This is a genomic window from Nocardia brasiliensis NBRC 14402 (assembly GCF_000308475.2).
Lineage (GTDB): Bacteria > Actinomycetota > Actinomycetes > Mycobacteriales > Mycobacteriaceae > Nocardia > Nocardia brasiliensis.
The window spans coordinates 1-12,440 of record NZ_BAFT02000013.1; the positions used below are offsets into that span (position 1 = coordinate 1).

The 12,440-nt window shown below is 67.8% G+C and carries 10 protein-coding genes and 2 pseudogenes; 5 read left to right on the forward strand and 7 right to left on the reverse strand.

All coding sequences use genetic code 11. The annotated features are described in order from the left end of the window. A pseudogene (locus TY25_RS02150) lies at nt 1-646 on the forward strand (SGNH hydrolase domain-containing protein); the annotation flags it as partial. Between the two features lie 52 nt (nt 647-698). On the opposite strand, the gene TY25_RS02155 reads toward TY25_RS02150, so the two are convergent. The 3 genes and pseudogenes from TY25_RS02155 to TY25_RS43565 all read right to left on the reverse strand — a co-directional run. Further along, a complete protein-coding gene (locus tag TY25_RS02155) occupies nt 699-2,687 on the reverse strand; it encodes a glycosyl hydrolase family 18 protein (protein WP_042253701.1) in 1,989 nt (662 codons plus the stop codon). Nucleotides 2,688-3,180: 493 nt separating this feature from the next. Next, nucleotides 3,181-4,275, reverse strand: coding sequence for a glycoside hydrolase family 31 protein (locus TY25_RS43560; RefSeq protein WP_201773622.1), 1,095 nt, complete (start codon nt 4,273-4,275; stop codon nt 3,181-3,183). A gap of 583 nt (nt 4,276-4,858) precedes the next feature. Next, nucleotides 4,859-5,434 (reverse strand): annotated as a pseudogene (locus tag TY25_RS43565) (TIM-barrel domain-containing protein); the annotation flags it as partial. A 201-nt stretch (nt 5,435-5,635) separates the two neighbouring features. On the opposite strand from TY25_RS43565, the gene TY25_RS02170 reads away from it, so the two are divergent. After that, nucleotides 5,636-5,815, forward strand: a complete 180-nt coding sequence (locus TY25_RS02170; protein WP_014986775.1) for a YegP family protein — start codon at nt 5,636-5,638, stop codon at nt 5,813-5,815. Here the strand turns inward: TY25_RS02170 and TY25_RS44740 are convergent. Continuing rightward, nucleotides 5,812-7,257, reverse strand: coding sequence for an FAD-dependent monooxygenase (locus tag TY25_RS44740; protein WP_236639083.1), 1,446 nt, complete (start codon nt 7,255-7,257; stop codon nt 5,812-5,814). The genes TY25_RS02170 and TY25_RS44740 overlap by 4 nt on opposite strands. Here TY25_RS44740 and TY25_RS43570 point away from each other — a divergent pair. Together TY25_RS43570 and TY25_RS43575 are read left to right on the forward strand one after the other, a co-directional pair. Beyond that, entirely contained in the window at nt 7,256-7,468 is a 213-nt protein-coding gene (locus TY25_RS43570) for a TetR family transcriptional regulator (RefSeq protein WP_052382744.1), read from the forward strand. The genes TY25_RS44740 and TY25_RS43570 overlap by 2 nt on opposite strands. A 19-nt stretch (nt 7,469-7,487) precedes the next feature. Further along, complete coding sequence (locus TY25_RS43575; RefSeq protein ID WP_052382745.1) at nt 7,488-7,730, forward strand: TetR/AcrR family transcriptional regulator C-terminal domain-containing protein; 243 nt, start codon at nt 7,488-7,490, stop codon at nt 7,728-7,730. A gap of 154 nt (nt 7,731-7,884) precedes the next feature. Here TY25_RS43575 and TY25_RS02185 read toward each other — a convergent pair whose 3' ends face one another. From TY25_RS02185 to lexA, 3 genes are all read right to left on the reverse strand, one after another. Continuing rightward, entirely contained in the window at nt 7,885-8,298 is a 414-nt protein-coding gene (locus TY25_RS02185) for a YybH family protein (RefSeq protein ID WP_042253707.1), read from the reverse strand. Between the two features lie 122 nt (nt 8,299-8,420). Further along, complete coding sequence (locus TY25_RS02190) at nt 8,421-10,418, reverse strand: ArnT family glycosyltransferase (protein ID WP_042253708.1); 1,998 nt, start codon at nt 10,416-10,418, stop codon at nt 8,421-8,423. Nucleotides 10,419-10,541: 123 nt separating this feature from the next. Then, nucleotides 10,542-11,219 carry a transcriptional repressor LexA gene (gene lexA / locus TY25_RS02195; RefSeq protein ID WP_042253714.1) on the reverse strand — a complete coding sequence of 226 codons (678 nt, stop codon included), beginning with the start codon at nt 11,217-11,219 and terminating at the stop codon, nt 10,542-10,544. Nucleotides 11,220-11,592: 373 nt separating this feature from the next. On the opposite strand from lexA, the gene TY25_RS02200 reads away from it, so the two are divergent. Then, the gene (locus TY25_RS02200; RefSeq protein WP_146153913.1) at nt 11,593-12,096 is read left to right on the forward strand and encodes a hypothetical protein; all 504 of its coding nucleotides are present in this window, start codon (nt 11,593-11,595) and stop codon (nt 12,094-12,096) included. Nucleotides 12,097-12,440: the final 344 nt, after the last annotated feature.

A 12,440-nucleotide genomic window follows, 5' to 3' on the forward strand; every position in this document is an offset into this window, starting at 1 on the left:
TCGGCGATTCACACGCCGCCATGTGGAGTCCGGCCTTCGAACAAGTTGCCGAGCAGCGACACTGCGGCTGGAGACGATGAGCAAGGTCACCTGCCCGCTGCTCGAACTGCCCATCACCAGCCCGTACCTGGGTCGGGAGTACACCGAATGCGTGCGGTGGCGCGGCCAGATCATGGCCAGGCTGCGCGCCGAGCGTCCGCGCTTGATCGTGGTGAGCATGTCGCGCCGCTACGGCGGTGACTTCGGCTTCACCACCTACGACCAGGCCTGGCTCGGCAGCCTGACCCGCTTGACCGCACAGCTGCGCGCGACCGGAGCGAGCGTGCTCGTGCTGGGCCCGGTTCCGGATCCGCACAGCAATGCCCCGGCCTGCCTGTCCGGCCATCTCGACGACGCCGTGGCCTGTGCCCCGGCGCGGCCGGTCGCAGTGAACGACGCGGGCATCGCGGCCGAGCGCACGGCGACCGTGGCGGGCGTCGGGCAGTATGCCGACCTGACCGAGCTGTTCTGTACCGCGCAGCGCTGCCCGCTCATCACCGGCAACGCGCTGATCTATCGCGACGACAACCACCTGACCGTCACCTACGCGAAGGCGCTCACCCCGGTACTCGCCGCGCTCGTCGACCGGGCGCTGGCAGCCCCCTGACGCACGAAAGTGGGCCTCGCGGCCGCGAGGCCCACTTCCGTTGCCGCGCTTACTACTTCAGCGTGACATCGTCCGCGCTGTAGTTCCCTTGCCCGTACCAGCCGTGCAGCCAGATCGTGACGCTCTTGGTCGAGGCGCCGGTGGTGAACTGGGTGGACAGCTGCTGGTAGTTACCGCCGGTGCTGGGTGCCCAGGTGGACGCGTCGCTCGTGCCCGTGCCGGAGGCGCCGAGGTAGACGTAGTTGCCGTTCACCCACGCCGCCAGCGTGTAGGTGCGGCCCGGTTCGACGGCGACCGTCTGCGAGCACTGGGCGTTGTCGCTGTCGGTCGGCGTGCCGCCCAACGCGTTCTTACCGCCGTGCACCGGGGTGCTCACGATCGAGCCGAGCGTGCCCGCACATGACCACGGGGACAACGCGCCGCTCTCGAAATCACCGTTGACCACCCCGGAACCCGCGGGCGGGGTCGTGCTGGGCGGGGTGGTCGTGGTCGAGGTCGGCGTGGTCGTCGGGGGTGTGGTCGTCGGTGAGGTGGTGGGCGAAGTCGGCGTCGTGGTGGGCGGGGTGGTCGTCGGCGGGTTGCAGTTCGCGGGCGAACTGTTGACCCCATTGATGACGTGGTTGAACAGCGTCGCCGCCGGATCCAGGTTCTCCAGCGAGTACATCATCGCGCCGCCGAGGCCCTTGCAGTGCATGTAATCCACTTTGGCCTTGATGGATTGCGGTGAGTCACCGCCCCACCAGTTCGTGCCGTCGTAGAAGTAGGCGGCCTGAGCGGTGGTGTCGTAGAACGTGCGCGACGGGTTGTCGACGACTCCGTTCAGCTCCTTGTACATCCGGATGCCGGGTACGTTGCCCGACATCGGTGCGCCGGGCGCGGGCCCCGTCGCGGGCTGGAACAGACCGTGTTCGCTGCCCGCCGGTACGCCGGTCCAACCGCGGTAGTAGAACGGGAAACCGACGGTCAGCTTGTTCGCCGGAAAGCCGCCCGGGATGCCGTAGGAATTGTCACCCGTGGTCCACGCGGTGACCGCCGCATCGATGTTGTACTTCCCGTTGCCCGGCGGGACCGGATTCATCGGATCGTCCGGCCTGCTGTAGATGGGATCCTGGAAGTTGGTCGGCCCCTTCGCATCCCACGCGCCGTGCATGTCGTAGGTCATGAGGTTGACCAGGTCGAGATACTTGCCGAGGTTGGCGGTGTCGTAGTGACGGATCTTGTCCTGACCGGCCGCCACCGCGGCGGTCAGCGCGTAACGCTTGCCGTCGGCTGTGCCCTGCGCGTCCAGTTGTTTACGCAATTCGGCCGTCAGCAAGGTGAAGTTGGCGCGGTCGTTCGGGGACGCGTGATTGCCGAGATGGCCACCGCCGCCGGGATACTCCCAGTCCAGGTCGAGGCCGTCGAAGATGCCTTTACCCGTGCCGGGCCCGCCGTAGCCGTTCTGCTTGGGCAGGTTGCCCTTGATGAACATGTCGATGCAGGACGCGGCGAACTTCTTGCGCGCGGCATCGGTCGCGGCCACGTCGGAGAAGAACTTCGAGTAGGTCCAGCCGCCGATGGACAGCAGCACCTTGAGATTCGGGTGCTTGGCCTTGAGCTGCTTCAACTGCTTGAAGTTGCCGACGATCGGGTCGTCCCATTTGTCGGCGGTGCCGTCGACGCTGCTGGCCGCGTCGAACGTCTTGCCGTAGTCGGCGTACGAATCACCCGCCCCGTCACCGGCATTCGGGTTGTTCTCGTTCTGGTCCGCGGCCTTGTTGGCCTCGAAACAGGTCAGGTCGGTGGGGTGGATGTTGGCGAACGCGTACATGATGTAGTCGAGCTTGCCTGCCATCCCCGACCGGTCGACGTGCTTGGGGTAGAAGGCATTCTGATAGATCGACCACTGGTTGAAGTAGGCGATCTTGGCGCCCCCGGTGGACGGGCCGGTGCTGGCCGTGAGCGTCGGCGTCGCGCTGGTGAGGGTCACCAGGATCGTCGAGACGCCGATCAGAATGGCCGCGACGGAGGCCGCGAGCCAGGGGAATTTTGCCAACCGCATGGGGTTCCTCCCTGAGGTGAGGCGGAATTGGGGCTACCTCGCGCAGCGGTCGAGCGGCGAGGCACAGACACGCACCGACGGGGAGAACCTGCGGGGTGTCAGCTCTGATGTCACCGACGCGGCGGCGGGCCGCGACATCGGCATTCCCGTTCACTTGCCGCGCGGCGGCCCGTCGGGTCGGAGCTGAGCTGGAGCCGAGAACAGTTGTGCGGGTCGATATCTCAGTGACAGCCCGACGATCTTCCGTCGGTGTCCGGACGTCCCGTTGCAGCATGACACGGTAGTGCTCTGCCCGAGCTCCCCAGCGAGACTGGGGAGCTGCGGAAGGCGCTCGGCCGCAATTGAATTCGCGAGCCGCAAGCGGTGCACCGCCGGTCTGCGGGTGGCTGCGCCGCGGAGTGCGCGCCACAGCCGGCTACGCCGGAGCGGCGGGCGCCCGCGGCGCCGTGGCAGAACTTTCTCATCGTGTTTCCTTTCCTGATGCGGCAACGGGCTATCCGCCCACCGCCTTGGTGCCGGCCAAAGTCACGGTCCGGCTGTCCTGCGCGGCGATCGGCGCGGTCTTCACGTGCACCACGCCGCCGCGATCGTTCGGGTCGAACCACCAGCCGCTGTCCGCGCGGTCCAGCTCTGCGCGATCGGCGCAGCGGTTCAGCGCACCGGTCGAGGTCTGCACCGCGGCCGGTGCGGCGGCGGTGTGCACCGCGAGCTGGTAGCGGCGTTGCGCGGGCTGGTCCCGGTAGGACCCGGTCGTCGCGCCGATCGCCACCTCGACGGTGCCGGTCCCGGCATCGGGTGCGCGCACGCCGAACTGCTGGGTGGCCTGCGCGCCGGACCGGTAATCCCTTGTCACACCGTCGTCTTCGGTCAGCGTGAAGCTGCCTGCCCCCTTCGGGTAGATGTCCAGATCGAGCACCCCGCGGTCGCGGGTCTGCCAGGATTTGGTGCCCTGCGCCCACATCGGCACCACTGCGCCCGCGCGGACGAACAGCGGCAGGGTGTCCAGCGGCGCGCGATACCCGTTCACCGTGGTCGGCCCCTGCCAGGTGCGCCCGGTCCAGTAGTCGACCCAGGTGCCCTCCGGCAGATAGATGCCGTCGCGCACCTCGCCGTCGCGATACATCGGCGCGACGAGAAAGTCCTTGCCGGAGAGGAACTCGTAACGCGCCTGGTCGCCCCAGGTGTTCGGGTCGTTCGGGTACTCCAGTGCGAGCGGGCGCACCTGGCCGACGCCGGTGCGATTCGCCTCGACCGCATAGGAATAGGTGTAGGGCAGCAGTCTTTCCTTGAGCTGCAAGTACTTCCGGTTGATCGCGGTGTACGGCTCGCCGTAGCGCCACGGCTGCTTGTCCTTGGGCGCCCACCCGTCCATCGACATGATGGTGGGCAGGAACGCTTTCCACTGCAGATCCCGGGTGTAGGTCTGCGGGCTGCCGCCGAAGATGCCGTCGACGTCGCCGGTGTTGTACGCGATACCCGACATCGTCGCGCCCGCGTAAGTCGGTATCTGCCAGCGGATGTAGTCGTAGGAACCGGCTTGGTCCCCGCTCCACAGCACCGCGCAGCGTTGCGCGCCCGCCCAGCTCACCGGCGTCCACACGAAACCGCGGGCGTCGCTGTTCTCCTCGATACCCCTTGTGTGCCTTGTCGCATCCGTCGAGAGCGAACTGGTAGCCGGGTCCAACCCAGGCGACGTCCAGTTTGCGCACTCGCACACCGGCTTTGACCTCCTCGGCCTGATGCGGCAGGCCGTTCTCGGTCCACAGGCCGAGCTGCATGTTGTTCTTGCGCAGCCCTTCGCCGACCTGCTGCAGATTCTCGTAGCCACAGCCGTAGCCGTCGTTGACCAGCATCCAGCCGTTGGGCATCTCGTTCTTGGTGTAGCCCTCGGCGATGGCGACCGCGTCGAGGGTGTGCCGCTCGCCCCGGTTCGCGTTGTGCAGGTAGCAGTCCGAGTCGCCCATCTCCAGTCCGTAGATCGGCGGCAGGAAGGGCCGCCCGACCAGTCCGGTGTAGGCGGAGATCACCCCTTTCGGGCCCTTGCCGACGACATAGATCGCATCGAATCGCCGCTCGTCGTGCGTGGTCCGCACGGTATCGCCGAAGGTGTAGCTGCCGGGTGCGAAAGTGTTGCGCAGCACGCCGTATTCGTTGCTGGACAGGTAGAACGGCTGCGAATTCGGTGCGCCGCCGTCGTTCCAGTTGTCGTCGGCGAAGATCTTGATCGTCTGATCCCGGTGGCTGAATCGCCCGTTCTGCTCGCCGCCGCCGAAGAACTGTTCCTGCTGTCCGCGACTGAGGCTCTGCGTGGTGGTGTCGCCCTTCCAGGACAGCGGCGACTTCTCGGCCCAGATCTGCGCGGTGTCGGCGCCGTCGTACAACGCGAAACGCAGCGGATGCTTGTACGCGCGCAGCGTGACCTCGCCGGTCGACAGGGCCCAATAGTCGCCTTTGTCTTTGCGTTTCGGGATCGCGGGTGGGGTCTTGCTCGGCAGGACGATCTTGTCGCCGGCCGGATCGGTGAATTTCCCGTCGGGCGCCAGTTGCACGCGCACGGCGCCGGCCTGCGGGAAACTCACCCGCACCGCGGCGGCGCCGGATTTCACAGTGGTGGTGGGGCCGTCGTCGGTGACGCCGCTGATGTCCGCCAGCTGCCCGGAGTCCGCGTCCGCCAGGGCGTCCGGCATGACGACCAGACTGCCCGCAGCGACCAGTAGACCCAGGGTGAGATGTGCGATTCTGCGCATCAAGTGGACCTTTCACGCACGAATGAGCATCGGGTGTGTCCTGCAAGTAGAACCACAACCCGCACCGCAATCTCGACTGGCGACAACTGGGGAATTCCGAAACAAGTGCATCCTGCCTGGTCAGAAGCCTGCGATTGAATTGATACCGAGCGGTTACTCCCTAAGGGACACCTGTTGTCCAGTGGAAAGGAAGCGGTAGTCATGGCCGCGAAATTCGAACTGTTCACGGACAAAGCCGCGAAGACCCGTTGGCGGCTCAAAGCTGCCAACGGTGAGGTCATCGCCGCGAGCCAGGCCTACGAGAGCAAGGCCGCGGCCCGCAACGGCATCGAGTCGGTGCAGAAGAACGCGCCCGGCGCGGCCGTCGACGACCAGACCTAGTCGAGACGCGTCCGCGGCACTGGCGTTCGCGCGACGGGTGCGGCGGTCACGATGCCGAGCCCCAAGTGGTCAGGACTTGGGTCGGGGCGCCGTCGCATCCTTCGCCGACGCAAGCGACATAGCCGTCGGGGCGCAGGAGAACGGCGTCGGCAGCAGGGATTTCGCCGACGCCGGGTACTCGCCACGCGGCCGGTGTGTCGGCGGGCGCGACGTCCACTTCGCCGGGCACCTGAGGGGGTTCCGTTGTTGTTGCGGCACAGCAGCATCGGGCGCCCCGATCGCAGCAGCTGGTTGACTCGGGTCCCACCGTCCAGGTCGAGATCGGGCATTCGGCGTCCGGCCAGTGGGTGAGTTCCCTTGGTGTCGTGGCGGATATCGAGCGCGGTGATCATCAGCCCGAGCCGGTGCCCGACGACGTCCGCATCGATCAGATCGCCGAGGATGCCGCGTAGGGCGTCGACGTATGTACCGGACCGCTGCGGGGTCGTCTGTGCCCTGGTGTTGTGCAGGACTCGCGCGCCGACCGGCAGGCGTTCGGTTTCGTAGCTGTCCAGCACTGCACCGGAAGCGTTGCCGCGCAAGGTGATCGCCAGCTTCCAGCCGAGATTCACCGCGGCCTGCACGCCGAGGTTCAAGCCCTGGCCGTCGGCGGGGTAGTGGATGCGGGCGGCATCGCCCGCGAGGAACACCCGGCCGGGGCGGTAGCGCTGCGCCTGTCGCGCGGCATCGCCGCAATGCGCCACCCAGCGGGGGCTGTGCATCCCGAAGTCGGTGCTCGCGATCTCCCGGTAGTGGTCGCGGAACTGCTCGAAAGTCACTGTCGCGCCCCGATCCAGCACCAGGTCGTGTCGCCGCACGACGAGGCGGTACCAGCCGGGCTGAAACTGCACCGCCGAGAAATCGCCCGCTCCGCCGCGGCGTCCGAAGAACGGATCCGGCGGTGGATCGGCGAGTTCCACATCGGCGAGCATGCCGGTCATGGTGGCCTCGGCGCCCGGAAAGCCGATGCCCGCCGGCTTGCGCACCGCGCTGCGCCCGCCGTCGCAGCCGACCAGGTAGTCGGCGCGGATGCGGTGTGGCCGTGGCTCGTCGACTTCGATCTCGATGCCGTGCGCGTCCTGGGTGAAACCGGCGACGGGGGACGCCCAGTGCACCGGCGCGCCCGATTCCGTTGCCCGCTGGTCGAGTTCGCGTTCGATCACCGATTGCAACACGGCGAGCATGTACGGATAGCGGGTGTCGAAATCGCGAAAGTCCAACGGGAGGGCGCCGAAGTGGCCCGCGTTCATCGTGCGGGCGTGCACGCCACCGGCCCGCGCCTCGCCGGTGCGCGCGGGCAGGCCGTCGAGCAGCAGCACGTCGATGCCCGCCAGCCGTAGCTCGCAAGCCAGCATCAGGCCGGTCGGTCCGGCACCGGCGATGACCACCTCGGTCGTTTCCATGATCGAGGTGGTCATCGCCCAGGCTGCGCTCGATCTCCTCGACGAGGTCGGCCTGGATGGACTGACCATGCGGAAAGTGGCGGCCGCGCTGGACGTACAAGCGCCGGCGCTGTACTGGCATGTCGCAAACAAGCGCGAACTGCTCGACGCCATGGCGCGCAACGTCTTCGTCGCCGCCATCGAAGGGCTGGAAGCGCCGCGCCGGGGGTGAGGACTGGGACGAGTGGGTGATGCGGCTCGCCGATCGGCTGCGCCGGTCGATGCTGCGCTACCGGGACGGTGCGAAGGTGCTCGCGGGCACCTACATCAACGACGAAGCAATGTGGCGCACAGTGGAATTGACGTTGCACACCCTGGAAGACGCGGGCTTCTCGACCGTGGACCGTGATCGTCGCCGGAATCCGCGCCACCCGAACAGATCACCCCACCTGACCATGTCCCGGGCCTGCGCGGTGCGGGGACCAGTCGGCTGATCGGCAACTGGATTTCGAGTATCGGCAATCCCATAGCTATCGAGTTAGCTGGTCCGCTCGCCGGACGCCTACCGACGTGATCGTCGTGTTCGAGCCGTGGCCACCAACGACCAGCCCCGGCGGAGGCGGGGAGGTCGTCGGTGTGCCGCGCCCGCTACTGCGCTGCCGGGTCCGCGGTGCCGGAGGGGTTGTCGATGAGGTAGCGCCAGCGGCCGTCGGCGCCACGCCGCGCGACATCGGTGGCGGTGCCGTGCCGGGTGACCGGCTGACCGTCGGGCGCGGAAACCTCCATGGTCCAGTCGATCAGGAGCAGGGCGATGTCGTCGGCCTGATATGCCTGGCGCAGTGTGGCTTTCATCGACGTCGTCGTTTCGGCGAATTGGGTCAGCGCCGCGGACAGTCCCGCGCCGGAGATCGGATGTCCGGGGCTGGGGACCACGATCCCGGCCGGCTCGTACAGGTCGGCGAGTCCCGCGATATCGCGGGCATTGAACAATTCGACCCAGCGGTCGATGTATCGGCTGAATTCGGCGTGTACAGCCGCGGCTTGGTCATGATTTGTCGTCATAACCCACCCAGCGTAACCGTCGCTGTCGCTGGTGCCGACGACAGCCGAAACCTGCGCGGGGCGTTCGGATTCCGCACCGGCACGTCGCGATGGCGGCACGATCCCCTCGGGTGCGGCATCCGTCAGGACTTCGGGCGGGTGAGGTCGTAGACGGCGACATTGCCGTAGTGCACGGCGGTGTAGTGGGCGGCGACCCAGTCGGCGATGTCTTTGTGGCCGGTGGGCCGCCACAGGCCGTTGTTCGCGGGCGGCTCGTTCGGGATGACGCCCGGCTGGTCGGGAACCTTCCACGCATCCGGCAGCTTCACCTCCTGCGCGAGGTAGTAGGTCACCTGGTGGGTGCGGACGAGGTTTTCGAAATCGGCGAGGCTCGGCACCGGGTCGGCGGAGGTGAAACCGCCGATCGCGATGACCGGGGTGTGACTGGCCAGCTCGAGGCTCGCCGCGACCGAGGACCGGTCCACCGCCGCGGACCAGGGCGTAGTGGTGTCGCGAAGCAGCGCGGCGACCGGCGGTTCGGTGGCGCCGTCGACGAATGCGGTGACCGTTCGTCGGATCTGGTTGGCCGGACCGGGCTTTTCGGGCTTGGCCGGACCGACGGACGGGCTGCCGCCGACATGCTCCTGCGGCAGGGTGGCCGTGGCGTACGCGGTGGTGCCACCGAGCCCGGCGAGCACCCCGGCGACAACCAGCACCGGAATCGCCCGGTTGCGCAATCGCCGTGACACGGCGGGGGACACGCTCGCGAGCAATCCGAGCGCGGCGAGCGACGATATCGCGAGCACCGTCCAGCGCAACCACGGCAGCCACTCGGCATTTCGGCCGAGCAGCACGAAAGCCCAACCGCCGGTGGCGAAAATCAGCGCCGCAGCGCCGATCCGGCCGAACACCACGGTGCGTTGCCGCCACACCTCGTGCACACCGAGGGCGAACATCCCGGCCACGGCGGGCCCGATCGCGAGTGTGTAGTACGCGTGCATGCCGCCCTGCATGGTGCTGAACGCGATGCCGTCGATGAGCAACCACAGTCCGAAAACCAGTGCGGCGCCCCGCACCGGGTCGGTCCGCGGCGCGCGCCGGCGCGACACCAGCACGAGCCCGAACGCCAGCAGCGCGGCGGGCAGCAGCCAGGAGATCTCGAACCCGATCTCGCCGGTGAACAGTCTGGTCGGGCCCGATCCGCCGCCGAAGCCGAAACCGGTGCCCACCGACCGCGGCATCTCGTAACCAGGCGGCAGCTCGAAAGGGTTGGCGCCCCGGTGATTGTGGCCGAGGAACCGCGCGAACCCGTTGTAGCCGAGCACCAGATCCATGAACGTGTTGTTCGTCGACCCGGCCAGATACGGTCGTGCCGTGGCGGGCCACAGCAGCGTCAGCACCACATACCAGCCGGACGAGACGACCAGCGCGGCCGTCGCGTCGACCAGGTGCCACAACCGATTCCGCAGTGTGGTCGGCGCGACGATCAGATAGGTGAGCCCGAGCGCGGGCACCACCATCAGCCCCTCGAGCATCTTCGCCAGGAACGCGAACCCCAGCGCGACGCCCGCCAGGATCAGCCACCGCACGCTCGCGTGGCGCAACGCCCGGATCGTGCAGTAGGCGCCCGCGGTCATCAGCAGCACCATCACCGCGTCCGGGTTGTTGAACCGGAACATCAACGCCACCACCGGCGTTGCCGCGAGCACGGCGCCCGCGAGCAACCCCGCCCCGCGACTACCGGTGGCGCGGGTGACCGCGGCGTACAGCAGGGTCACCGCCGCGACGGCCATCAACGCCTGGGGGACGAGCATGCTCGCGCTGCTGAAACCGAACAGCTGACCCGACAGTCCCATGACCCATTGGGACACCGGCGGTTTGTCGACGGTGATGAAGTTGCCGGGATCCAGCGAGCCGAACAGCAGCGCCTCCCAGTTCCGGGAACCGGCCCAGGTGGCGGCGGCGTAGAAGTTGTTGCCCATGCCGTTGACGGTGATGTGCCAGAGGTAGGCGGCCGCCGTGCCGGTCAGCAGCGCGGCCAGACCGGCTCGCTCCCAGCGGTGCGCCGGTGGCAATGTGTCCGGTGGGGTGGGGGTCGCCGAGTCGGTCGCAGGGGGCAGGGCGGCGCTGATCGCGGTCACCGCAGGAGCATGACCGGCACAGCGGTGAGGACCCTGGGTGCATCCTGGCAATGTGCTGTGAACGCGCCGGACATGCGAACGGCCGCACGGATCGCCGTGCGGCCGTTCATCTGTCGGGGGCGCTCAGATCTTGCGGATGACCGTGACGACCTTGCCGAGCACCTGCGCGTCGTTGCCCGGGATCGGTTCGAACACCGGGTTGTGCGGCATCAGCCAGACGTCCTTGCCGGTGCGCTTGAACGTCTTCACCGTCGCCTCGCCGTCGATCATGGCGGCGACGATATCGCCGTTGTCGGCGACGTTCTGCTGGCGCACCACCACCCAGTCGCCGTCGCAGATCGCGGCGTCGATCATCGACTGACCGACGACCTTCAACAGGAACAGCGAACCCTCGCCGACCAATTCGCGGGGCAGCGGGAACACGTCCTCCACCGCCTGCTCGGCCAGGATCGGACCACCGGCGGCGATCCGGCCGAGCACCGGCACGAAGGTCGGGGTCGGCCTGCCGGAATCGGCGGTGGCGCCGTCGGTTTCGTCGACCGGGGCGATATGCAGGCTGGTGACCGCGCGCCCCACCTCGTCCAAGCCGCGAACATCGACCGCGCGTGGACGATTCGGGTCGCGCCGCAGGAATCCCTTGCGCTCCAAGGCTCGAAGCTGGTGGGCGACCGAGGAGGTGGAGGTGAGGCCCACGGCGTCACCGATCTCCCGGATGCTCGGCGGGTAACCCCGCTCGCTCACCGAGGAGCGGATCACCTCCAGCACTTTGCGCTGACGCACGGTGAGATCCGCCCCGGAAATCGCCGAGTCGGCGCCGCCTTCGCTCTCGTCGCCCGTGTCGTCTGTCTGCCTCACCGCAACCGCCCTTCCGTGCTGTGTCCGGGCGGATTCGCTGCCCGGCAAATCTCGTGCTCGGCTTGTCGAGAATTTCGTCTTTTTGAATCTAGACCGGTCGGGCCCATGTTTCAAACATCTGTTCGAGGAGTGTCGGGCGTTTCTGCTGACTTTGTCGGTGGCTCGTGGTAGAAATCGAACATCAGTTCTTCGAACACCTGAGCGAACAGCATCGAACATGGCACCCATCAGCGGCACCGAAAAACAGCCCCACCGAAGCGTCCAGCTCGACCGAACCAGCTCGACCACAGACGGAGCACCCACCACGGAGGTTTGTCCGATGAGCACTGCGATCAGCGATATCAAGACGGAGATCGGCGCGACACGCAAGAGCGTCGCGCTGCGTGTCGCCGACGACCTCGAGCGCCGCGAGGTCGGTGCGGACGAGATCGACCAGGCCTTCGCCACGGTGCCCAGGGTGCATCGCGGCACCCTGCGCACCCGGGCGCTGGACTCGACACGTTCCGTTGTGGATCGCCGCCCGCCCAGTGCGCGCCCCCGCGGCGGGGTCGTCGTGTACGACCGGGGCACAAGGACTTCCGCAGTCCGCCGCGCCCGTGGTGTGCACCCCGGTGAGCTGGTCGAGCAGGCGCAGGTCGGGTTCGCGGTCCTGGCCGTCGCGGCGTTGCTCAGTGCATTGGTGGTGGCGGCGCTGATCACCCTCGCCCATCTGCGGGCTGGGGATTGGGGTGGGGAGATGTCCCCGGCGCCTGCGGAGCATTCGTTGTCCGTTGCGGGAGGGGTGGGAGTGGGGCTGTCCCAAGGTGTTCCGGCGGTGCGTTGATTGGGCGTTCGGGGTGGGCGGTCGCCGGGGGTGACGGGGTGAGTGGGCGCGGGAGTGGTTGCGGCGGGTCGTCGGCTTTAGGGTGGTGCAGCCTGCGGGCTGCGTGCTTGAAGGGTGGTGGGGTTCGGGTGGGGTGGGGTGGACGAATGAAGTGTTGCGGCGGGTCGTCGGCTTTGGTTGTGGTGCACCCCTGCGGGCTTGAAGGGGTTCGGGAGCGTGGGGTGGGTGTGGGCGAACGGGAGCGGTTGCGGCGTTGGCGTGGTGCATCCCTGCGGGTTTGACGGGGGTTCGGGCGGGCTGGACTGGCGGGCGTGAGCCTTGGCCTCGCGGAGGTTTGCGGGGGT

Bases quoted from the DNA above. Each gene is read 5' to 3' on its own strand.
- TY25_RS02155 (WP_042253701.1), bottom strand. From the start codon at position 2,687: ATGCGGTTGGCAAAATTCCCCTGGCTCGCGGCCTCCGTCGCGGCCATT.
- TY25_RS02170 (WP_014986775.1), top strand. From the start codon at position 5,636: ATGGCCGCGAAATTCGAACTGTTCACGGACAAAGCCGCGAAGACCCGT.
- TY25_RS43570 (WP_052382744.1), top strand. From the start codon at position 7,256: ATGATCGAGGTGGTCATCGCCCAGGCTGCGCTCGATCTCCTCGACGAG.
- TY25_RS44740 (WP_236639083.1), bottom strand. From the start codon at position 7,257: ATGGAAACGACCGAGGTGGTCATCGCCGGTGCCGGACCGACCGGCCTG.
- TY25_RS43575 (WP_052382745.1), top strand. From the start codon at position 7,488: ATGCGGCTCGCCGATCGGCTGCGCCGGTCGATGCTGCGCTACCGGGAC.
- TY25_RS02185 (WP_042253707.1), bottom strand. From the start codon at position 8,298: ATGACGACAAATCATGACCAAGCCGCGGCTGTACACGCCGAATTCAGC.
- TY25_RS02200 (WP_146153913.1), top strand. From the start codon at position 11,593: ATGAGCACTGCGATCAGCGATATCAAGACGGAGATCGGCGCGACACGC.